We start from the raw sequence: 20,510 nt of genomic DNA, 5'->3' as shown, positions 1-20,510 counted from the left end.
CGCACCATGGCCCTCGCCCGCAGCACGAAGATCCTCGCCCTCGGCTTTCTCGGCAGCGGCGTCGTCCACCTGGTCAAGCCCGAGGTCTACGAGCCGATCATGCCGTCGTGGGTGCCGTCGCACCGCGAGGTCATCCTCGGCAGCGGCGTCGCCGAGATCGCGCTCGCGGCCGGCCTGCTCGCCCGGCCCACCCGGCGCCTGGCCGGGTGGGGCAGCGTCGCGCTGCTGCTCGGTGTCTACCCGGCCAACCTGAAGATGGCCGCCGACGCGATGCAGTCCGACAACACGGCACTGAAGGTCGCCGCGCTCGGCCGGCTGCCCGCGCAGTGGCCGATGGTCAGGGCCGCGCTCGCCGCGACCCGGCGTGACTGACCCGGGCCGGGTCCGGCCGCCCCGGCGGCGGGCGGAGGGTCGCGACCGATAGTGGTTGGAGCCGGAGGAAGCGCGCCCCGTAGCCTTCGCTCCATGATTCTGCGGATGTCGTCCCTGTTCGTGCGCACGCTGCGCGACGACCCCGCCGACGCCGAGGTGCCCAGCCACAAGCTGCTCGTCCGCGCCGGCTACATCCGCCGGGCGGCGCCCGGCATCTACACCTGGCTGCCGCTCGGCCTGCGGGTGCTGCGCAAGGTCGAGGGCATCATCCGCGACGAGATGGACGCGATCGGTGCTCAGGAGCTCAGCTTCCCCGCGCTGCTGCCCCGCGAGCCCTACGAGGCCACCAACCGCTGGACCGAGTACGGCCCGAACATCTTCCGGCTGAAGGACCGCAAGGACGGCGACTACCTGCTCGGCCCCACGCACGAGGAGATGTTCACCCTGGCGGTGAAGGACCTCTACTCCTCGTACAAGGACCTGCCCCTCGCGCTCTACCAGATCCAGACCAAGTACCGCGACGAGGCGCGGCCCCGCGCGGGCATCCTGCGCGGGCGGGAGTTCACGATGAAGGACTCCTACTCCTTCGACGTCGACGACGCCGGCCTCGACGCCAGCTACCAGCGGCACCGCGACGCCTACGTGCGGATCTTCGACCGGCTCGGCTTCGACTACGTGATCGTCAAGGCGACCTCGGGCGCGATGGGCGGGTCGAGGTCGGAGGAGTTCCTGGCCAAGGCCGCCGTCGGTGAGGACACCTACGTCCGCTGCACGACGTGCGACTACGCCGCCAACGTCGAGGCCGTCGAGGTGGCACCGCCCGCCCCCCTCGCCTACGACGACGTGCCCGCCGCGCACGCGGAGCAGACCCCCGACACGCCCACCATCGACACCCTCGTCGACCTCCTCAACGCCGAGCACCCCCGCGACGACCGGGCCTGGACGGCGGGCGACACGCTCAAGAACGTGCTCGTCGTGCTCACCCACCCCGACGGCACCCGCGAGCCGGTGGCCATCGGCGTGCCCGGCGACCGCGAGGTCGACCCGAAGCGTCTGGAGGGCCAGCTCGAGCCGATCACGGTCGAGGCCATGGACGAGGCCGAGCTGCGCAAGCACCCCACGCTGGTCAAGGGCTACATCGGCCCGGGCGCGCTGGGCGAGGAGAGTCCGTCCGGCATCCGCTACCTCGTCGACCCCCGCGTCGTCGAGGGCACCCGCTGGGTCACCGGCGCCGACGTCGCCGGCAGCCACGTCATCGACCTGGTCGCCGGGCGCGACTTCACCCCCGACGGCACCATCGAGGCCGCCGACGTCCGCGACGGCGACGCCTGCCCCCGCTGCGCCGAGACCGGCGCCGGTGGCACGCTCGAGACCGCGCGCGGCATCGAGATGGGTCACATCTTCCAGCTCGGCCGCAAGTACGCCGAGGCGCTCGACCTCAAGGTGCTCGACGTCAACGGCAAGCTCGTCACCGTCACGATGGGCTCCTACGGCGTGGGCGTCACGCGGGCCGTTGCCGCCATCGCCGAGGGCACGCTCGACGAGCGCGGCCTGTGCTGGCCCCGCAACGTCGCCCCGGCCGACGTCCACGTCGTCGCCGCCGGCAAGGACGACGCCGTCTTCGCCGCCGCCGAGGAGATCGCGCGCGAGCTCGACGCGGCCGGCGTCCAGGTGCTGCTCGACGACCGCGCCGGCAAGATCAGCCCCGGCGTGAAGTTCAAGGACGCCGAGCTGATCGGCGTCCCGACGCGCATCACCGTCGGGCGCAGCCTCGCCGAGAGCGGCACGGTCGAGGTGCAGGACCGGCGCACCGACGACCGCCAGGACGTCGCCGTCGGCTCGGTCGTCGACCACGTCGTGGCGGTCGTGAAGGCCTAGGAGGGCGCGGCTCCTCCTGCTCGGCGCGGTCGCTCGCGACCGGCAGGACGGGCAGCGGTCTGCGGCGAAAAACCAGTAGTCCGCGAACTCATCGCTCCGGGGAACTCCCGAGATGCTCCCCGGAGGGACGAGTACGCGGACTGCATGGTGGCCTGGGACAGAGGCCGGATCGAGGGACCGGGTGACCCGGGGGGACTCCCTTCGACGTGCACAAGTTTGCAACACCCCGAGCCTCCGTGTCGCTGCAGCGGCCCGCTCACAAGTCTGCAATGCACAAACCTGCAGCGGCTGCAGGAACGTGCAACGGCCGGGCCGGCTACTGCTGCTCGACGGGGCCAGCAGCCTCCTGCTCGACCTCCTGCTCGACCTCCTGCTCGACCTGAGCGGGGCGCTCCTGCTCGACGCCGGCCACCCGCTCCTGCTCGACGCCGGCGTGGCTGGCCGCGGTGGGGCCGAGGAGCGTGACGGCGGCGGCGAGACCGAGGGTGGACAGGAGACGGGGCAGGCGGGTGGTGGCGCGCATGGGCGGGGTCCTCGTGGTCGCGGCGCCCACCGATGGGACGCCTGGGGGAGAGATCGCGGCCGGACGGGTTCGCCGTCATGGGCCTCGACGCCTCTCACCTTCGCGCCGGGGCGGCCGGCGACGCCACGATCTCGCTCCTGCTGGTTCGTGCGATGCAGGAACCTGCAACCCTCGAGGGTGGTCGCGGAGCGGCGTCAGCGCCCGGGGTAGGTGGCGGGTCGTCCGCCGAGGTCGAGCTGGCGGGTGGCGGAGGCGACGAGGGCCCGGACGGCCCAGCGCCGCGACGCGCCCGTCGAGCTGGCGACGAGGTAGCCGTAGGTCGCGGTGCACGCCCGCTCCACGGCGAGACCCGCGGCGGCCAGGTCGACCGTCGCCCCCGGCTGGACGGCGGGCAGGTCGTACGACGGCGCCGCGACCACCGGGTCGCCGCCGGCCGCGCGGACCATCGCGTCGAGCTGGTCGCGACGGTCGCGGTGCTCGTCGTACGACGACCGGAACGTCGCGTACAGCGCCGGTGCCTCGGACGCCGACGTCTGGGCGCCCAGGTAGCCGACGACGAACAGCGCGGCGTGCTCGCCGGCCAAGGTGGTCTGGAGTGCGTCGAGGGTCGTCACAGCGTCGTCCGCAGCTGCGCGACGGCCCCGGCCATCGAGGCGAACGTGAGGGCCAGGGGACCGCTGTCGGCGACGCCGGCCGCCGCGACCAGCCGGCGCTGCAGCAGCTGCTCGGTGCGACCGATCCGGGCCCGGACGGCGGCGTCGTCCTCACCCCGGGCGCTCACCCGGCCCGTGGTCGTCGGCAGCGTGCCCAGCTCGGCCCCGTGGGCGGCGTGCAGGGTCTCGAAGGGGCGCAGCAGGTCGGTCAGCTGCGGGTGCACCCGGACGTTGGCGCGCGCCGTGCGGTGGGCGAGGGCGATCGCCGACAGCACCTCGCCGACCAGCGCGGCGTCGTCGCCGCCGTCGGAGGCTGGAGAGCCGTCGCCCGGTGCGGTGCCCGAGGTCGACACGCCCGAGGACGGCGTCATCGTGGGGTCGTCGGACGTCGGGTCGAGCGAGTCGAGCGAGCAGCCCGCGGCTCCGGCGGCACCGGCCGCCAGCACCGCACCGAGCGCTGTGCGGCGGCTCACGGACGGGGACGGCACCGGGCGACGATATCCCGGTCGGTGCAGGCCCATGCCCTAAGGTGGTGCTGCAGCACTCGCAGCACCCCACAACAGCACAGGAGGTCGAGGATGTCCGCCGCAGAGGCGTTGACGAGCCGGATCGAGACAGCGCTCACCGACCCCCTCGCCGAGCTGGGTCTCGACCTCGAGGCCGTCGAGGTGAGCAGCGCCGGCAAGCGCAGCATCGTCCGCATCGCCGTCGACCAGGACGGCGGCGTCACGCTCGACGACGTCGCCGAGGCCACCCGCCGGGTCAACGAGGTCCTCGACGACGACCTGTCCGACGTGATGGGCAAGCAGCCGTACACGCTCGAGGTCACCTCGCGCGGCGTCGACCGGCCGCTCACCCTGCCGCGCCACTGGCGCCGCAACGAGGGCCGCCTGGTCAAGGTCACGCTCGACGACGGGACCACCCTGACCGCTCGGATCGGGCCCAGCACCGAGACCGACGTCGAGCTCGACGTCGACGGCGCCGACCGCCGGGTCGCGTTCGCCGCGGTGCGCAAGGCGTTGGTGCAGATCGAGTTCAACCGCAAGGACGCCCCCGCGCTCGACGAGCCCGAGGACGACGCAGACGACGCGGACGAAGCAGACGAAGCAGACGAAGAAGAGACCGAGGACGACGACTGATGGACATCGACCTGAGCATCCTGCGCCAGCTCGAGCGCGAGAAGGAGATCAAGTTCGACGTGCTCGTCGAGGCGATCGAGCAGGCCCTCCTGACGGCGTACCACAAGACGCCGGGCGCCATCTCCGACGCGCGCGTCGTCCTCGACCGCAAGAACGGCCACGTCGTGGTCTACGCGGCCGAGGTCGACGAGAACGACGAGAAGATCGGCGAGTTCGACGACACCCCCGCCGGGTTCGGCCGCATCGCTGCCACCACGGCCAAGCAGATCATGATGCAGCGCCTGCGCGACGCCGAGGACGAGATCAAGTTCGGCGAGTTCTCCGGCAAGGAGGGCGACCTGATCTCGGGCGTCATCCAGCAGGGCCGCAACCCCGACGACGTGCTGGTCGACCTCGGCAAGATCGAGGCGCTGCTGCCCGTGAGCGAGCGCGTGCCCGGCGAGACCTACAGCCACGGCACCCGCATCCGCTGCCTGGTGCTCTCGGTGCGCAAGGGCATGCGTGGCCCGCAGATCACCCTCACGCGCTCGCACCCCAACCTGGTCAAGAAGCTCTTCGCGCTCGAGGTGCCCGAGATCGCCTCCGGCCAGGTCGAGATCGCCGCGATCGCCCGCGAGGCCGGGCACCGCACGAAGATCGCCGTGCACGCCACGGCGCCGGGCATCAACCCCAAGGGCGCGTGCATCGGCCCCATGGGGCAGCGGGTCCGCGCGGTCATGCACGCACTCAACGAGGAGAAGATCGACATCGTCGACTTCTCCGAGGACCCTGCCAAGTTCGTCGCCAGCGCGCTGTCCCCGGCCCAGGTGAAGAGCGTCGAGATCGTCGACCTCGCCGCCAAGTCCGCGCGGGTCGTCGTCCCGTCGTTCCAGCTCTCGCTCGCGATCGGCAAGGAGGGGCAGAACGCCCGGCTCGCCGCCCGGCTCACCGGCTGGCGCATCGACATCCACGGGGATGAGGAGGAGGACTGAGCGAGGAACGAGCTCAGTCCTCCTGAGGGAGTCGAGGCCGGGTGGGTAGCGCGTGCGAGGTCTCGAGGCTCGCTGCGCTCGCACCTCGACCAGCGTGACGTGCGAGGTCTCGAGGCTCGCTGCGCTCGCACCTCGACCAGCGTGGCCGGGCCCGGTGCCCGCCCGGTTCGGCGTCCGGCCCCGGAATGGCTAGACTGGACGACGGTGGTCCAGCAGTCGTCGTCTCCCGTGCGCCCGGAACCTGTCCGCACGTGCGTGGGATGCCGCCGCCGGGCCGCCAAGCGCGAGTTGTTGCGGGTGACCGCCGGCTCTGACGCGGACGGCCGCCCGGCCGCCGTGCCCGATCCGACAGCCACTGCACCCGGTCGCGGGGCGCACCTGCACCCCACCACCGAGTGCTTCGACCTCGCGGTGCGTCGCAAGGCGTTCGGACGGGCACTGCGTGCCGGTCCGCACCTGTCCGGCGCACCGGTGGGGGAGTACCTCGCCAGCACCACCGGCACGACACCGAGCGCAGACCGATGACGACCAGGAACTGGAGCACCAGCTCATGAGCACTCGATGAGCCTCAAGCGATGAGCACGGCCCAATGAGTTTGCACCACCACTAGGTCCGATCGCGCGGAGACGCGGGTCGGGCCACGAAGGAGAATTGTGGCTAAGACCCGCGTGCACGAACTCGCCAAGGAGTTCGGCGTCGAGAGCAAGTTCGTTCTCGAGAAGTTCAAGGAGATGGGGGAGTTCGTCAAGTCGGCGAGCTCGACCGTCGAGCTCCCTGCGGAGATGCGTTTCCGCAAGGAGGTCGGAGCCGCCCTGAAGGCCGCTCCCGAGACGAAGGCCGCCCCGGCCTCGTCCGCCCAGCCCGCCGCCCCTGCGGCGCCCAAGCCGACCGGCAGGCCCGGCCCGAAGCCCGGCCCGAAGCCGGCTCCCAAGCCTGCCGTCGAGGCCCCGGCCGAGCCGGCCGCTGCGGCCCCGGCGCCCGTCGAGGCCCCGGCCGCCCCGGTCGAGGCCCCCGCGGCGGCGACCCCGGCCCCGAGCCCCGCGCCCGCCAAGCCCGCCCCGGCCAAGCCGGCCGCCAAGCCGGCCGCGCCCGCGGCCCGCGGCGACCAGCCCACGCCCGGTACCCCCAAGGCCCCGGCCCCGCGGCCCGTCGGCAAGCCCGGCGGCACGCCGCGCCCGGGCAACAACCCGTTCAGCTCGAGCCAGGGCATGGGACGCCGTCCCTCGGCCCCGCGGCCCGAGACCGGCGTCGAGGGCGGCGACAACCGTCCGCCGCGTCCGCCCGCGGCCCGCGAGGGCGGCGCCCCCGGGCGTCCCGGCATGCCGCGCCCCAACCCGGCGATGATGCCGAAGTCCCCGGCCGCCTTCGGCGGTGGCCCCGGCGGGCGTGGCCCTGGTGGGCCCGGTGGCCGTCCCGGTGGCCCCGGTCGTCCCGGTGGCGCTCCCGGTCGTCCCGGTGCTCCGGGCCGTGGTGGTCCCGGCGGTGGCGCCGGTGCCGGTGCTCCGGGTCGTCCCGGCGGCTTCGCCGGTCGTCCCGGCGGCGGCAACCGTCCCGGTCAGCGCGGCCAGACCCAGGGTGCCTTCGGTCGCCCGGGTGGTCCGTCGCGTCGTGGTCGCAAGTCGAAGCGCGCGCGTCGTCAAGAGTTCGAGGCCATGGAGGCCCCGACGCTGGGCGGCATGCGCGTCCGCAAGGGCAACGGCGAGACGATCCGTCTCGCCCGAGGCGCCTCGCTCACCGACTTCGCCGAGAAGGCCGGCGTCGACGCCGCCCAGCTCGTGCAGATGCTCTTCCACCTCGGCGAGATGGTCACGGCCACCGAGTCGGTCAACGAGGGCACCCTCGAGCTGCTGGCCGAGGAGCTCAACTACGTCGTCGAGATCGTCTCCCCGGAGGACGAGGACCGCGAGCTCCTCGAGTCGTTCGACATCGAGTTCGGCTCCGACGAGGGCGACGAGTCCGACCTCGTCATCCGTCCGCCGGTCGTGACCGTCATGGGTCACGTCGACCACGGAAAGACCAAGCTCCTCGACGCGCTGCGCAACGCCAACGTCGTCGACAAGGAGGCCGGTGGCATCACCCAGCACATCGGTGCCTACCAGGTCCACACCGAGGTCGACGGCGCCGACCGTCGCATCACCCTGATCGACACCCCCGGTCACGAGGCGTTCACCGCCATGCGTGCTCGTGGTGCGCAGGCCACCGACATCGCGATCCTCGTGGTCGCGGCCGACGACGGCGTCATGCCGCAGACGGTCGAGGCGCTCAACCACGCCAAGGCCGCCGGTGTCCCGATCGTGGTCGCGGTCAACAAGATCGACAAGCCCGACGCCGACCCGACCAAGGTCCGTGGCCAGCTCACCGAGTACGGCCTCGTGCCCGAGGAGTACGGCGGCGACTCGATGTTCGTCGACGTCTCGGCCAAGTCCGAGCTCAACCTCGACAAGCTGCTCGAGGCCGTCGTCCTCACCGCCGACGCCTCGCTCGACCTGCGGGCCAACCCCACGCAGGACGCGCAGGGCATCGTGGTCGAGGCCCACCTCGACCGTGGCCGCGGCCCGGTCGCCACGGTCCTCGTCCAGCGCGGCACGCTCCGCGTCGGCGACTCGATCGTCGCCGGTCCGGCCCACGGCCGGGTCCGCGCGATGCTCGACGAGCACGGCAACGAGCTCGAGGTCGCCGACCCGGCCCGCCCGGCCATGGTGCTCGGTCTGTCCGCCGTCCCCGGCGCCGGCCAGAACTTCCTGGTCGTCGAGGACGACCGGATGGCGCGCCAGATCGCCGAGAAGCGCGAGGCCCGCGAGCGGGCGGCCATGCAGGCCAAGAGCCGGCCGCGCCGCACCCTCGAGGACTTCATGGAGTCGATGGGCAAGGGGGCCAACCAGACCCTCAACCTCATCCTCAAGGGCGACGTGTCCGGTTCGGTCGAGGCCCTCGAGGACGCCCTGTCGCAGATCGACGTCGGCGACGAGGTCGGCATCCGGGTCATCGACCGCGGTGTCGGTGCGATCACCGAGACCAACGTCGACCTCGCGGCGGCGTCCGACGCCATCATCATCGGCTTCAACGTCCGCCCGCAGGGCAAGGCGACCGAGCTGGCCGACAAGCAGGGCGTCGAGATCCGCTACTACACGGTGATCTACTCGGTCATCGACGAGATCGAGGCGGCCCTCAAGGGCATGCTCAAGCCGGAGTTCGAGGAGTCGACCCTGGGCCAGGCGGAGATCCGGGCGATCTTCCGCAGCTCCAAGATCGGCAACATCGCCGGCTGCATGGTCACCAGCGGCACCATCCGCCGCAACGCCAAGGTCCGCGTCATCCGCGACGGTAACGTCATCGCCGACGACCGCGACCTGGCCTCGCTCAAGCGCGAGAAGGACGACGCCTCCGAGGTCCGCGAGGGCTTCGAGTGCGGTCTCGTGGTGCGCAACTTCCAGGACATCCGGGAGGGCGACATCATCGAGGCCTTCGAGATGCGCGAGATCCCGCGGGGCTGACCCGCACGTACCACCCGGTCACAGGCGGCTCCCGCTCCGGCGGGGGCCGCCTGTGCCTCCCTCCTGCCCTGATAGGAAAGACCCCATGACCAGCCCTCGCGTCCGCAAGATCGCCGACCGGATCCAGGTGATCGTGGCCGAGATGCTCGAGCGGCGGATCAAGGACCCGCGGCTCGGGTTCGTGACGATCACCGACGTCCGCCTTACCGGCGACGGCCAGCAGGCCTCGATCTTCTACACGGTGCTCGGCGGCGAGGCCGAGATGGCCGGCACCGCGGCCGCGCTCGAGTCGGCCAAGGGCGTGCTGCGCTCCGAGGTCGCCAAGCAGCTCGGCACCCGCATCGTGCCGAGCCTGACGTTCTTCCACGACGCGCTGCCCGAGGAGGCCCGCGCCCTCGACGAGGTGCTGGCTCGGGCCAAGGCCCAGGACGAGGCCGTCGCGGCCGCGCGGGGCACCAGCTACGCCGGCGGCGAGGACCCGTACAAGAAGCCGCGCGAGGTCGCCGAGACCGACGACGAGGACGACGAGCCCGGCGACGATGACGCGACCCGCGCCTGAGGTCGCGCCCGGCCTGGTCGTCGTCGACAAGGCCGGTGGCATGACGTCGCACGACGTCGTCGCGAAGGTCCGCCGGATCGCCGGCACCCGCAAGGTCGGTCACGCCGGCACCCTCGACCCGATGGCCACCGGGGTGCTCGTGCTCGGCGTCGGCCGGGCCACCCGGCTGCTCGGGCACCTGATGCTCACCGAGAAGGCCTACGACGCCACGATCCGCCTCGGCGTCAGCACCACCACCGACGACGCCGAGGGCGAGGTCGTCGCCACCGCCGACGCCACGACGCTGCCACCCGGCCTGGTCGAGGCCGAGCTGGGCGGGCAGGTCGGCGACATCCTCCAGGTGCCGACCGCGGTGAGCGCGATCAAGGTCGACGGCAAGCGGGCCTACCAGCGGGTGCGCGACGGCGAGGAGGTCGAGCTCGAGGCCCGGCCGGTGACGGTCCACGAGCTCGTCGTCCACGACCAGCGGGTCGTCGGGGCGTGCCTCGACGTCGACGTCTCCGTGCGGTGCTCCAGCGGCACCTACGTCCGCGCGATCGCGCGCGACCTCGGCGCCGCCCTCGGCGTCGGCGGGCACCTGACGGCGCTGCGGCGCACGGCGGTCGGCGCGTTCGACCTCGACACCGCGCGCACCCTCGACCAGCTGACCGAGCACTACGCACCGGTGCCGATCGCCCGGGCCGCGCGCGCCACGTTCCCCGCCGTCGACCTCGACGACGCCGAGGCCGCCGACGTCCGCTTCGGGCGACGCCTCGCCCGCGGGCTCGACACCACCACCGCCGTGTTCGCCCCCGACGGCGCCTTCCTGGCCCTCTACGAGCCCGCCGGAGCCGACGCGGCACGGCCCGTGGCGGTGTTCGTCTGACCCGTTCGGGTCATCCCCGGGCACCGACCGGGCACCCTCCGGCGCGGTTTGCCGAAACGCCGGTCCGGCCCCGGGCCGCGTCCTACGCTGCCCGGGGGAGGGACACCATGGGCGAGCGGGCCGACGGTCGTCCGCAGATCGTGCGCGGTGCTGCGGACGGGTCCGACGACCCCCGGGTCCGGGCGGTGCTCGCCGTCCTCGCCGGTGAGCCCCGCGCCGACGTCGCCACCCGCTGGGCCGTCGAGCCGGTGCTGCTCGATCGCTGGGTGCGCTCCTTCGTCGAGGCCGGCGCCGCGCAGGTGACCAACCGCCCCGTCGGCGGCGTCGCCCAGCAGCGCGACCGGTTCCTGACCACGTTCATGCACGGGTTGCGCTCGCCGCTCGCGGTCGCCCAGATGTGGGTCGGACTCCTCCAGGACACCCCGTCCGACGCGCCCCACGACCCCGACACCGTCCGCGAGATCCTCGTGCACGTGCAGGACACGCTCGACCAGCTCGACGAGCGGACCACCGACGTCGAGCTGCTCACCGCCGCGATGCTCGGGCGCCTCGGTCTCGAGGCCCGGCGGGTCACCGTCGACGACCTCCTCGCCGGGCTCGACGAGCCGCCCGCCGCCGGCGGTGAGGGTGGTGGTGTGGAGCTGCACGTCGACCCGCGCCTGTTCCGCCGCGTCCTGCGCGACCTCTGGACGGCGGCCGCGAACACCGACCCGCGGCCGCGGCGGGTCGAGCTCGAGGTGGTCACCGTGCCGCCGTGGATCGAGATCCGCGTCGTGCGCCGCGGGGCCCCGGTGCGGCCGGAGTCGCTCCACGCGATGTTCGAGCCCTTCGACCGCGCCGACGACGACGCCCGGGTGACCGTCGGTCTCTACCTCGCTCGTGCCCTGACCGTCGTCCATGGTGGCACCATGGGGGTCGACCAGGACGACGACCGCACCGTGTTCGCCGTCCGGGTCCCCGACGCGCGGCTCGCCGGCGTCCCGGACCCCTAGCTTCCTCACCCCCACCCCCCACCAGAGGAGCACGAGATGAAGTACCAGCTGGCCTGTGGCGACGTGATGCCGGGTTGCGCGCAGACGTTCGACGAGAACGACAAAGGGGTGCTGCTCGGCGCGGTCGCCAAGCACGCCGCCGGCGCGCACGGCATCACCGAGATGACCCCGGAGGTGCTCGCCGCCGTCGAGAGCAAGATCCGCGTCTCGCAGGGCTGAGCCGACCGTCGTGCCGCGTCACCCCCGGGGTGGCGCGCGTGCTGTCGGCGTGCGCAATAGGCTGTCACGGTGACCGTCTGGCGCTCCCTGGCAGAGGTCCCGGCCGACGTCGTCGCGCCCGGGACCGCCGTCACCATCGGCAACTTCGACGGCGTGCACCGCGGGCACCGGGCGGTCATCGCGCGGGCACGTCAGCGGGCCGACGAGCTCGGCGTCCCGCTGGTCACCGTGACGTTCCAGCCGCACCCGATGGCCGTGCTGCGGCCCGAGCACGCGCCGTCCATGCTCTCCACGCTCGACGAGCGGGCCGCGCTGCTCGCCGACGCCGGCGTCGACCACGTGCTCGCCCTGCCGTTCGACCTCGACGTCGCCGCCTGGAGCCCGCAGCAGTTCGTCGACCGCGTGCTCGTCGAGGGGCTGCGGGCGCGCGCCGTCGTCGTCGGCGCCAACTTCCGCTTCGGCCACCGCGCGGCGGGCGATGTCGCCTTCCTCGCCGCCGCGGGCGAGGTCGCGGGCTTCACGGCCGAGGGCGTCGCCCTCGACGGCGGCCCGCAGGTCTGGTCGTCCACCTACGTCCGCACGTGCCTGGCCGCCGGCGACGTCGCGGGCGCCGCGGAGGCGCTCGGTCGCCCGTTCAGCGTGCGGGGCGTCGTCGTCCGGGGTGACCAGCGCGGGCGCGAGCTCGGCTACCCGACGGCCAACGTGCCCACCGACGGCCTCACCGCGGCCCCGGCCGACGGCGTCTACGCCGGCTGGCTGCGTCGGCGCGACAGCGACGAGTCCCACCCCGCCGCGATCAGCGTCGGCACCAACCCGACCTTCGACGGCGTCCGCGACCGCCGCGTCGAGAGCTACGTCCTCGACCGCACCGACCTCGACCTCTACGGCGTCGAGGTCGAGGTCTCGTTCGTCGAGCGCCTGCGCGGCATGGTCGCCTTCGACGGCGTCGACGCGCTGCTCGTGCAGATGGCCGACGACGTGCGGCTGACGCGCGAGCTGCTGGGCCGCTGAGCGTGGCCGACCCGGGAGCGGACGCCGTCGCCGACGCCGAGCGGTGGTTCCGCACCCGGGGCCTGAGCTACTTCGTGCCCGACGTCCGCACCGCGGTGCGCGACGGCCTGCGTCCGCGGCGGGTCGTGCCGTCGGTGGTCACGGTCGTCGTCGTCTCGCTGGTGCTCGCCGCGCTGGTGGTGTGGGTGATCGACGAGCCCAGCGCCGCGCCGGCCGTCATCGGGTCGGTGGTCGGTGCCGGCGCGCTGCTCTACGCCCTGACGACGCTGCAGGCCCGCCCGATCGTCTCCTGGGCGATCGGGCGCACCTTCGGCAGCCTCAGGCTGCTGGTGCCGATGGCCAGCCGCGCGCTGCCGTTGCTGCTGGTGTTCGTGACGTTCCTGTTCATCAACGCCGAGGCCTGGCAGATGACGGCCAACCTCAAGCCCGGCATCCTCTGGACCGTCGTGCTGCTGCTCACCGCGCTCGCCGTGCTGTTCCTGCTGGTCCGGCTGCCCGAGGAGGTCGACCGGGTCGACGACGCCGTCGACGCCGCGTTCGTCGTCCGCGCCACCCGGGGGACGCCGCTGGAGCAGCCGGCGCGCGACCTCGTCGACCGGGGCAGGGACCCGTCGGTGCACGCCGAGGTGGCCGGATACGACCGCTGGAACCTGATCCTCGTGCTGCTGGTCGTGCAGATCGGCCAGGTCGTGCTGCTCGCCGTCACCGTGTTCGTGTTCTTCCTGGTCTTCGGTGCCCTCGTGATGACCACGACCGTGCAGAACTCCTGGACCCAGCTGCCCGGCGGCATCGACAGCTTCTCGTTCCTGCCGACCGTCTCCTACGAGCTGCTCAAGGTCTCGCTGTTCCTCTCGGCCTTCTCCGGTCTCTACTTCACCGTCTCCGCCGTCACCGACGACACCTACCGCAGCCAGTTCTTCGCCGCCGTCACCGAGGAGCTCGAGCGCGCCGTCGGCATGCGCGCGGTCTACCTGGCGTTGCGCGCCGAGCTGGATCGCTGATCGAGCCGCCTCACTCGCGGTCGACGGCCGACTGCAGGTGGCCGAAGGCGATCAGCCGGTCGTCGGTGTGGAACAGCTCGGCGCAGGTGGTGAGGGTGATGAGCCGGTCGCGGTCGGGGAGCGGTCCGACGCCGTCGGGGTCGGGGTTCTCCGGCCTGGCGGAGACCACCCAGCCGTCGGTGAACGGCACCCGCAGGTCGTCGCCGCCGGTGTCGAGCACGTAGGTGTAGACGGTGTCGCGGGTCTCGACGACGATCTCGTCGCCGGGCTGCAGGTCGGGCATGTCGCGCAGCGGCTCGCCGTGGGTGATGCGGTGCCCGGCGAGCGCGTAGTTGCCGACCTCGCCCGGGCCCGCGGAGTCCTCGAAGTGCCCGATGCCGGAGGCGAGCGCGTCGTCCTCGATGCCCTCGAGCACCGGGACGGCGAAGTCGTCGCCGAACCGCGGGATGCGCAGGATCGCCCCGGCCGCGCCCTGGTCGGTCTGCACCTGCGGCTTCGCCTCGGCCTTCGGCTTGTCCCACTCCCGCTCGAGGCTCTCGACCGTCTGCTCGTGGCGACGCTGGGAGACGATGTTGGTGCCGTAGAGCTGCCAGGCGATCCACCCGAGGATCGACAGGCCCGCGAGCACGAGCGCGAGACCGATCCAGAACGTCCAGGCGCGCCGGCGGTCGCGACGGCGGTAGCCCGCCTCGCGCACGTCGGCCTCGTCGGCCTCGTCGTCGGCCCGGACGTCGGTCATGGCGTCAGTGTGTCAGCCCGCCCCGGCGCGCGGGCCGAGCACGACGAGACGCCGGGTCGCGCGGGTCATCGCGACGTAGCGGTCGACGGCGTCCCAGGCGTCGGGGTCGACCAGCACGACGAGGTCGAACTCGAGGCCCTTCGCGGTCGCCGGTGTGAGGACCCGCACGCGACCACCGGCGTCGGTGGGTGGCACGGAGGACGAGGCCCCGATGACGCACGCGGTGCCGTCGTCGTGCTCGGTCAGCCACTGCTCGACGACGTCGTCGAGGTCGCCGACCGCGCCGTGGGTCACCGGCACCCCGGACGAGCGCACCGACGTCGGCACGTTGGCGTCGGGCAGCACCGCGCGGATCACCGGCTCGGCCTCGGCCATCACCTCCGACGGCGTGCGGTAGTTGACCGTGAGGGTGGCGACCCGAGCGTGGAGGCCGAGCCGCCCCAGGCGCGTCGTCCACGGCTCGGCGAAGCCGTGCCGGGCCTGGGCCCGGTCGCCGACGACGGTGAACGAGCGCGACGGGCACCGGTCGAGCAGCATCGACCACTCGGCGTCGGTGAGCTCTTGCGCCTCGTCGACCACGACGTGCGCGAACGGGCCGGCGAGCGGGTCGGACGCCGTCTCGGGGACGGCGTCGGTGTCGACCAGACGGTCGAGCAGGTCGCCCTGGCGCAGCATGTGCAGGCCGTACTCGTCGCCGACGCCGGCCTCGAGGACCCGGTCGGCGGCGTCCTGGATCTGGACCCGCTGGCGGACGGCGTCAGCCTCCCGGCGACGTCGACGGCCCGACAGCCCGGCGTCGCCGAGGCGGCGGCGGGCGGCGTCGAGCAGTGGCAGGTCGGCCGCGGTCCATCGCTGCGCCTGGTCGGGCGTGCCGCGCCGCAGCAGGCGGACCTCGTCGGGTGTCAGCCACGGCGCACACCGGCGCAGGTAGGCAGGCACCGTCCACAGGTCGCCGACGAGGTCGTGCGCCTCGAGCAGCGGCCAGGCCCCGCCGACGGCGTCGCGCAGGGCCGGGCTGCGGCCGAGCGCGGTGCGCAGGGCCGGGCGCTCGCCGTCGTCGACCTCGACCTTGTCGGCCAGGATGTCGAGCAGCGCGTCCCAGACCGCCTCGCGTGCCTCGTTGTGCGGCACGCCGGGCTCGGCGGCGGTGAACGCCTCGGCCCACTCGTGCGGGCTCAGCCGGACGTCGGCCCACGCCGTCTCGACCGCGAGGGCCTCGGACGGCGGCTCCTCGTAGAGCGCGACCGCCGGCTCGACGGCGGCGACCATCCGGGGATCGGCCTTGAGGCGAGCCACGTCGGGGTCGGTCTCCTCGGCGGCGTCCGCGCCCTCGGGGACGAGGTCCCGCAGGGTGCACGTGCGGACCCCCTCCTCGCCGAGGCTCGGCAGCACGTCGGCCACGTAGGACAGGTAGGGCTGGTGCGGGCCGACGAACAGCACGCCCCCGCGGCCCTCGCCGAGCCGCGGTCGGCGTGGAGCAGGTAGGCGGCGCGGTGCAGCGCGACGACGGTCTTGCCGGTGCCGGGTCCGCCGTCCACGACGAGGGTGCCGCGCGAGCCGGCCCGGATGATCGCGTCCTGGTCGGCCTGGATGGTGGCGAGCACGTCGCGCATCTGCGGCGAGCGGCTCGCCCCGAGGCTGGCCACGAAGGCCGACTGGTCGTCGAGCGAGGCCGCGGAGCCGCCCGGGCCCGCGGGGTCGTCGGCGAAGACCTCGTCCCAGTAGTCGGTGATCCGTCCGCCGCTCCAGCGGTAGCGGCGCCGGCTCGCCAGCCCTGCGGGGTGCGCGTGGGTGGCGGCGAAGAACGGCTCGGCGGCGGGGGAGCGCCAGTCGACCAGCACCCGGCGTCCGGTGGCGTCGGTGAGGCCGAACCGGCCGACGTGGACGGCGTCGTCGTCCGTGGCGCCGGCCGGGACCATCCGGCCGAGGCACAGGTCGAGGCCGTAGCGGCTCAGCGCCCGCAGGCGCGAGGTGAGCCGGTGGACCTCGAGGTCGCGGGTCAGCGCCTCCTCGCCGACGCCGCCGGGCTGCCGGCGGACGACGTCGAGCCGGGCCTCGAGCTCGGCGACGGACGTCGTCAGCGTGGTGGCGAGCAGGGCGAAGTGCCGCACGTCGGCGGCGATGAGCGTGGGGTCGGCCTTCGCGGCCAGGCGCGGCGGCAGGTCGAACGGGGTCGTGGGGTCGGCGTCAGGCATGCGGACGGGCTTCCTCGGACGTCGCGGAACGGACCCGGGACGGGGGCGAGGAGCGGGGCGCGAGCGCGGTCCGGCCGAGGATTCTGGACCAGCACGGGGGCCTTGCCGCAAGCCCACCACTGGGCTATACCTTGGAAGTGGCGGGAGGCGCCGAGCCTCGCGCCGTCGTCTTTTCTCGGACGTCCGAGTCGCGGGTCGGGCCCTGGGGTTCTCAGCGTCCTCTTCGCGTTCTCAGGTGTGGCAACCCCTGAGAACGTCAGGACCACCCGGTGCACCGGGTACTCCCCGCCACAGCGCTGCAGGAACACCCGGTGTACCGGGTGTTCCTGCGACGCCTGGGGCGCGTGGGACGACGCCCCGGTCAGCGGTGACGGCTCAGAAGAGCTGCTCGTCGAGCTGGCCGTCGGGGTCCTGCACGTAGCAGACGAGCCGGTCGTAGCCGTCGAGGTTGTCGGGCTCGTCGATCAGCAGGCCCCACACGAGGTCGCCGTCGTAGGTCTCGATCCTCGCGAGGTCGTCGGGGTCCATGAACTCCTGGCACAGGCCGGCGGCGTCGCCGAGACCGGCGTCGGCGCCGATCGCCTCCGTGACGTCGGTGACGTGGACGATCTCGGCGTCGTGGTCGCGGCCGCAGTCCCGCACGGTGATGTCGATCTGGCCGGCGTCGTCGTCGATCGCGACGCACTGGCCGGCCTCGGCCGTCTCGGGCGTGAGCGACTCGCCCTTCTCCTCCACGCCACGACCGGTCGCGAGCAGCACGCAGAACGCGATCGCGACGAGCACCACGAGCGCGCCGACGACGCGGATCGCGACGTCGACCGGCCGGAGACCGGAGGCGGTCGGGGCGGGGTCAGCCATGGGGCACCCGGGGCCTGCCCGTCGCGGGGACGGGCAGGCACTCGGTCACGGCAGGCGCTTCTCGGTGAACTCGTCGCCGTTGTCGCGCTCGGCGTAGCAGAGCGCGGCATCGCTGTCGGACGGGTTCTCGTCGGTGGTGACGTACTGGTACTCGACGTCGTCGCCGATGGCCTCGAGGTCGGCGGGATCCATCAGGTTGGTGCAGATCAGGAACGACGCGCCGCTGTCGGTGAAGTCGTCGGGGTTGGTCGGGGCCACGTCGAGGGACTTGACGTCGCCGACGTCGCCGACCCAGACGATCTCGGCGTCGTGGTCCTCGCTGCAGTCCTTCTCACGCAGCAGCACCGAGTTGCCGTCGTCGGACGACACGCTGGCGCACTCGCCGACCTTCGCCTCCTCGACGTCGATGACCGACTGGGCGAAGATCACGAAGACCGCGACGAGGGCGGCGCCGACCAGGGTGCCGATCACGCCGATGATCGCGGCCGAGATGGCCGCCCAGCGGCCCTTGCGCCGACCGCCCTTGGTGCGGCTCAGGCCGACGAAGCCGAGGATGGCGCCGATCAGCGACAGGCAGCAGGTGAGGGAGAGCACGAAGCCGACGATCGAGACGGCGTCGGTCTTCTTCGGCATCTCGTTGCCGTAGGGGCTGGACTGGCCGTAGGGGTCGCCGTAGCCCCCGCCGCCACCGCTCGGGATCGGGCCCCCGTAGGGGTTCGACTGCCCGTAGCCACCGCTTGATCCTTCGTTGCCGCCGGACTGTCCGTACGGGTTGTTGGGGTCGTAGGGGTTGCTCATCGAGTCGTCCTTCGCGGGGGCTGGCCTGGCGGTCGCCGGGGCGTGGTGGAGGACAGTGTGTCAGCCCGGGGCCGCGGAGAGGCAGGATGGCGCGCGTGCGGCACATCTGCGACGACGAACGCCGGTCCCGCCTCGCCGTCCGGCATGCCCTGGCGCCCGCCCACCGGGTCGCCGACGCCGAGTCCGCGACCCGGGCCATGACCGTGCTGCACTCCACCGAGCCGGCCACGGTCTACCTCAGCGTGCACGCGCGGGTCGACGGGTTCACGGTGGCCGACCTCGACCGGGCCCTCTACGTCGAGCGCACCCTCGTCAAGCAGCTGGCGATGCGCCGCACCCTATTCGTGTTCCCGCGCGACCTGCTGCCGGCGGCGTGGGGGAGCGCGTCGGCGCGCGTGGCGGCCACCGAGCGGGCCCGCATCGCCAAGGACGTCGTCAAGGCCGGCCTGCACGCGGACGGCGACGCGTGGCTCGACGAGGCCCGGCGCCTGGTGCTCGAGGCGCTCGACGGCGAGCCCGACGGCCTGCAGGCCGCGCCGATCCGCGAGCGGGTGCCGCACGTGGACGTCAAGGTCGACGTCGCCGCCGGCGCGAGCTGGACGGCGGGCCGTGTGCTCACCCACCTCGGCCTGACCGCTGACCTCGTGCGCGCGGTCAACACCGGGCACTGGCGCATCTCACGGCCACGCTGGGCGCGCATGGCCGACTGGCTGGGCGACGTCCCGGACCCGCTGGGCGCCGACGACGGCTACGACGAGCTGGTGCGCCGCTGGCTGCGCACGTTCGGCCCCGGCACCGAGGACGACGTGGTGTGGTGGCTCGGGGCGACCAAGGGCGCCGTCCGCGCCTCGCTCGCCCGACTCGGTGCCGTCGAGGTCGGCCTCGACGGCGGCTCCACCGGCTACGTGCTCCCCGACGACGTCGAGGCCCCGGCCACCGACCCGGGACCGTGGGCGGCGCTGCTGCCGGTGCTCGACCCGACCGTCATGGGCTGGAAGGAGCGGTCCTGGTACCTCGGCGACCACGGCCCGCGCCTGTTCGACCGCAACGGCAACGCCGGCACGACGGCCTGGGTCGACGGCCGCGTCGTCGGCTGCTGGGTGCAGGACGACGCCGGGGCCGTCGTCGTCCGGCTGCTCGAGGAGGTGCCGGACGACGCCGGTCGGGCCCTCGACGTCGAAGCGGCCCGGCTCACCGCGTGGCTCGACGGCACGCGCATCGGCACGGTGTACCCGAGCCCGGCGATGAAGGAAGCGGCTCTACCCTCTACTCCGTGAGTCGACAGCCCCCCGAGCAGCAGGCACCGCCGGTGCAGCGGGTGCGCGTCCGCTACGCCAAGCGCGGCCGGCTGCGGTTCACCAGCCACCGCGACTTCAGCCGGGCCTTCGAGCGCGCGGTGTTCCGGGCCCGGGTGCCGATGGCGTACTCCTCCGGCTTCAACCCCCACCCGCGGATCTCCTACGCCGGCGCCGCGCCCACGGGCTCGGCCAGCGAGGCCGAGTACCTCGAGCTCGCGCTCGCCCGGGTCGTCGAGCCCGACGACATCCACCGCGACCTCGACGAGGCGCTGCCCGACGGCCTCGACGTCCTCCGCGTCGTCGACGCCGCCACCGCCGGGGGCACGAGCCTGGCCGACCTGCTCCAGGCGAGCCGGTGGACCATCGACGCCGCCGTCGAGGCCGGGGCCCTCGCGGACGCCGTCGCCGGCTTCCTCGCCGAGGACTCCGTGCTCGTCGAACGGATGACCAAGAAGGGCCTGCGCGAGCTCGACTGTCGCGCCGCGGTCGTCGCGCTCACGGCCGACGGCACCCGGCTCGACCTGGTGCTGCGACACACCGTGCCCGCCGTCCGCCCCGACGACGTGCTCGGCGGTGTCTGCCGCGTCGCCGGCCTCGAGCCGGGCGGGCCGGCGCTGCTCACCCGGGTCGAGCAGGGCCCCCTCTCGGAGGCCGACGCGACGGTCGGCGACCCCTTCTCCTGAGCCGCGGATCACCCCGGACCCTGGCCGGTGTGCGATAGTGGCCACGACGCCTCCGCCGCTGACCAGCACGATCGGTCGGCACGTCGGACAGGTGCTCGCCAGACCGCGACGCGGTCCGGGTCGGTGACAGCGGCCTCCGGACAGTCGACCGCGGCAGGTGGCGCCGGCCCGGTGAACCGATGCGGAGACGCCGCCCCCATCAGACTTCGTGGCGACCGGCGCGTCGCGCCATCGCCACCGGACCCCGGCTCGAGCCGGGCGA

Annotated in this window: 22 protein-coding genes; 14 read left to right on the top strand and 8 right to left on the bottom strand. The window is 73.4% G+C overall.

Annotation, left to right across the window (positions count from 1 at the left end; translation table 11 throughout):
* The first annotated feature begins 6 nt into the window (after nt 1-6).
* Nucleotides 7-372 (top strand): DoxX family protein, encoded by a 366-nt coding sequence (locus ABFT23_RS15345; protein ID WP_347896662.1) that lies wholly within the window; start codon nt 7-9, stop codon nt 370-372.
* 93 nt (nt 373-465) lie between these two features.
* Nucleotides 466-2,250, top strand: a complete 1,785-nt coding sequence (locus ABFT23_RS15340; protein WP_347896660.1) for a proline--tRNA ligase — start codon at nt 466-468, stop codon at nt 2,248-2,250.
* 316 nt (nt 2,251-2,566) lie between these two features.
* On the opposite strand, the gene ABFT23_RS15335 is transcribed toward ABFT23_RS15340, so the two are convergent.
* From ABFT23_RS15335 to ABFT23_RS15325, 3 genes are all read right to left on the bottom strand, one after another.
* A complete protein-coding gene (locus ABFT23_RS15335) occupies nt 2,567-2,773 on the bottom strand; it encodes a hypothetical protein (protein WP_347896658.1) in 207 nt (68 codons plus the stop codon).
* 194 nt (nt 2,774-2,967) lie between these two features.
* Nucleotides 2,968-3,387 carry a DUF4439 domain-containing protein gene (locus tag ABFT23_RS15330; RefSeq protein ID WP_347896656.1) on the bottom strand — a complete coding sequence of 140 codons (420 nt, stop codon included), beginning with the start codon at nt 3,385-3,387 and terminating at the stop codon, nt 2,968-2,970.
* Nucleotides 3,384-3,899, bottom strand: a complete 516-nt coding sequence (locus tag ABFT23_RS15325) for a hypothetical protein (RefSeq protein ID WP_347896654.1) — start codon at nt 3,897-3,899, stop codon at nt 3,384-3,386. The genes ABFT23_RS15330 and ABFT23_RS15325 overlap by 4 nt, the downstream gene beginning before the upstream one ends.
* A 105-nt stretch (nt 3,900-4,004) precedes the next feature.
* Here ABFT23_RS15325 and rimP point away from each other — a divergent pair, with 105 nt between their 5' ends.
* The 10 genes from rimP (at nt 4,005) to ABFT23_RS15275 (ending at nt 13,677) form a co-directional block, all read left to right on the top strand.
* Nucleotides 4,005-4,565, top strand: a complete 561-nt coding sequence (gene rimP / locus ABFT23_RS15320) for a ribosome maturation factor RimP (protein WP_347896652.1) — start codon at nt 4,005-4,007, stop codon at nt 4,563-4,565.
* Complete coding sequence (gene nusA / locus ABFT23_RS15315) at nt 4,565-5,536, top strand: transcription termination factor NusA (protein WP_347896650.1); 972 nt, start codon at nt 4,565-4,567, stop codon at nt 5,534-5,536. Before rimP ends, nusA begins: the two co-directional genes overlap by 1 nt.
* 99 nt (nt 5,537-5,635) lie before the next feature.
* On the top strand, nt 5,636-6,061 hold the full coding sequence (locus ABFT23_RS15310; protein ID WP_347896648.1) for a YlxR family protein: 426 nt from the start codon (nt 5,636-5,638) through the stop codon (nt 6,059-6,061).
* Between the two features lie 128 nt (nt 6,062-6,189).
* Entirely contained in the window at nt 6,190-9,030 is a 2,841-nt protein-coding gene (gene infB / locus ABFT23_RS15305; RefSeq protein ID WP_347896646.1) for a translation initiation factor IF-2, read from the top strand.
* An 85-nt stretch (nt 9,031-9,115) separates the two neighbouring features.
* Nucleotides 9,116-9,589, top strand: coding sequence for a 30S ribosome-binding factor RbfA (gene rbfA, locus ABFT23_RS15300; RefSeq protein WP_347896644.1), 474 nt, complete (start codon nt 9,116-9,118; stop codon nt 9,587-9,589).
* Complete coding sequence (truB, locus tag ABFT23_RS15295) at nt 9,570-10,454, top strand: tRNA pseudouridine(55) synthase TruB (RefSeq protein ID WP_347896642.1); 885 nt, start codon at nt 9,570-9,572, stop codon at nt 10,452-10,454. The genes rbfA and truB overlap by 20 nt, the downstream gene beginning before the upstream one ends.
* Nucleotides 10,455-10,561: 107 nt before the next feature.
* Nucleotides 10,562-11,446: a sensor histidine kinase gene (locus ABFT23_RS15290; protein ID WP_347896640.1), complete on the top strand. Its 885-nt coding sequence runs from the start codon at nt 10,562-10,564 to the stop codon at nt 11,444-11,446.
* Between the two features lie 36 nt (nt 11,447-11,482).
* The gene (locus tag ABFT23_RS15285; RefSeq protein WP_347896638.1) at nt 11,483-11,665 is read left to right on the top strand and encodes a DUF1059 domain-containing protein; all 183 of its coding nucleotides are present in this window, start codon (nt 11,483-11,485) and stop codon (nt 11,663-11,665) included.
* A 69-nt stretch (nt 11,666-11,734) separates the two neighbouring features.
* Complete coding sequence (locus ABFT23_RS15280) at nt 11,735-12,676, top strand: bifunctional riboflavin kinase/FAD synthetase (RefSeq protein WP_347896636.1); 942 nt, start codon at nt 11,735-11,737, stop codon at nt 12,674-12,676.
* 2 nt (nt 12,677-12,678) lie between these two features.
* The gene (locus tag ABFT23_RS15275; RefSeq protein WP_347896634.1) at nt 12,679-13,677 is read left to right on the top strand and encodes a hypothetical protein; all 999 of its coding nucleotides are present in this window, start codon (nt 12,679-12,681) and stop codon (nt 13,675-13,677) included.
* Between the two features lie 10 nt (nt 13,678-13,687).
* On the opposite strand, the gene ABFT23_RS15270 is transcribed toward ABFT23_RS15275, so the two are convergent.
* The 5 genes from ABFT23_RS15270 to ABFT23_RS15250 all read right to left on the bottom strand — a co-directional run bounded on the left by ABFT23_RS15270 (nt 13,688) and on the right by ABFT23_RS15250 (nt 18,267).
* On the bottom strand, nt 13,688-14,416 hold the full coding sequence (locus ABFT23_RS15270) for a class E sortase (protein WP_347896632.1): 729 nt from the start codon (nt 14,414-14,416) through the stop codon (nt 13,688-13,690).
* Nucleotides 14,417-14,428: 12 nt separating this feature from the next.
* On the bottom strand, nt 14,429-14,953 hold the full coding sequence (locus ABFT23_RS15265; protein WP_347897045.1) for an ATP-binding domain-containing protein: 525 nt from the start codon (nt 14,951-14,953) through the stop codon (nt 14,429-14,431).
* 638 nt (nt 14,954-15,591) lie between these two features.
* The gene (locus ABFT23_RS15260; protein ID WP_347896630.1) at nt 15,592-16,611 is read right to left on the bottom strand and encodes a helicase domain-containing protein; all 1,020 of its coding nucleotides are present in this window, start codon (nt 16,609-16,611) and stop codon (nt 15,592-15,594) included.
* Nucleotides 16,612-16,986: 375 nt separating this feature from the next.
* Nucleotides 16,987-17,469, bottom strand: coding sequence for a hypothetical protein (locus tag ABFT23_RS15255; protein ID WP_347896628.1), 483 nt, complete (start codon nt 17,467-17,469; stop codon nt 16,987-16,989).
* Between the two features lie 45 nt (nt 17,470-17,514).
* Nucleotides 17,515-18,267, bottom strand: a complete 753-nt coding sequence (locus ABFT23_RS15250; RefSeq protein WP_347896626.1) for a DUF4190 domain-containing protein — start codon at nt 18,265-18,267, stop codon at nt 17,515-17,517.
* 95 nt (nt 18,268-18,362) lie between these two features.
* On the opposite strand from ABFT23_RS15250, the gene ABFT23_RS15245 reads away from it, so the two are divergent.
* On the top strand, nt 18,363-19,544 hold the full coding sequence (locus ABFT23_RS15245; RefSeq protein WP_347896624.1) for a winged helix DNA-binding domain-containing protein: 1,182 nt from the start codon (nt 18,363-18,365) through the stop codon (nt 19,542-19,544).
* Nucleotides 19,541-20,248: a TIGR03936 family radical SAM-associated protein gene (locus tag ABFT23_RS15240; RefSeq protein WP_347896622.1), complete on the top strand. Its 708-nt coding sequence runs from the start codon at nt 19,541-19,543 to the stop codon at nt 20,246-20,248. The genes ABFT23_RS15245 and ABFT23_RS15240 overlap by 4 nt, the downstream gene beginning before the upstream one ends.
* Nucleotides 20,249-20,510 lie beyond the last annotated feature (262 nt).

The organism is Nocardioides secundeburneus (assembly GCF_039939255.1).
In the GTDB taxonomy this organism is placed as follows: Bacteria; Actinomycetota; Actinomycetes; order Propionibacteriales; family Nocardioidaceae; genus Nocardioides.
The sequence above is the reverse complement of the archived record's forward strand: the minus strand, read 5'-3'. Positions and strand labels throughout refer to the sequence as shown.

Coding starts and splice junctions, on each gene's coding strand:
- nusA (WP_347896650.1), top strand. CDS start 4,565: ATGGACATCGACCTGAGCATCCTGCGCCAGCTCGAGCGCGAGAAGGAG.
- rimP (WP_347896652.1), top strand. CDS start 4,005: ATGTCCGCCGCAGAGGCGTTGACGAGCCGGATCGAGACAGCGCTCACC.
- ABFT23_RS15270 (WP_347896632.1), bottom strand. CDS start 14,416: ATGACCGACGTCCGGGCCGACGACGAGGCCGACGAGGCCGACGTGCGC.
- rbfA (WP_347896644.1), top strand. CDS start 9,116: ATGACCAGCCCTCGCGTCCGCAAGATCGCCGACCGGATCCAGGTGATC.
- ABFT23_RS15260 (WP_347896630.1), bottom strand. CDS start 16,611: ATGCCTGACGCCGACCCCACGACCCCGTTCGACCTGCCGCCGCGCCTG.
- ABFT23_RS15290 (WP_347896640.1), top strand. CDS start 10,562: ATGGGCGAGCGGGCCGACGGTCGTCCGCAGATCGTGCGCGGTGCTGCG.
- ABFT23_RS15335 (WP_347896658.1), bottom strand. CDS start 2,773: ATGCGCGCCACCACCCGCCTGCCCCGTCTCCTGTCCACCCTCGGTCTC.
- truB (WP_347896642.1), top strand. CDS start 9,570: ATGACGCGACCCGCGCCTGAGGTCGCGCCCGGCCTGGTCGTCGTCGAC.
- ABFT23_RS15255 (WP_347896628.1), bottom strand. CDS start 17,469: ATGGCTGACCCCGCCCCGACCGCCTCCGGTCTCCGGCCGGTCGACGTC.
- ABFT23_RS15340 (WP_347896660.1), top strand. CDS start 466: ATGATTCTGCGGATGTCGTCCCTGTTCGTGCGCACGCTGCGCGACGAC.
- ABFT23_RS15285 (WP_347896638.1), top strand. CDS start 11,483: ATGAAGTACCAGCTGGCCTGTGGCGACGTGATGCCGGGTTGCGCGCAG.
- ABFT23_RS15345 (WP_347896662.1), top strand. CDS start 7: ATGGCCCTCGCCCGCAGCACGAAGATCCTCGCCCTCGGCTTTCTCGGC.
- ABFT23_RS15250 (WP_347896626.1), bottom strand. CDS start 18,267: ATGAGCAACCCCTACGACCCCAACAACCCGTACGGACAGTCCGGCGGC.
- ABFT23_RS15265 (WP_347897045.1), bottom strand. CDS start 14,953: ATGCTGCTCGACCGGTGCCCGTCGCGCTCGTTCACCGTCGTCGGCGAC.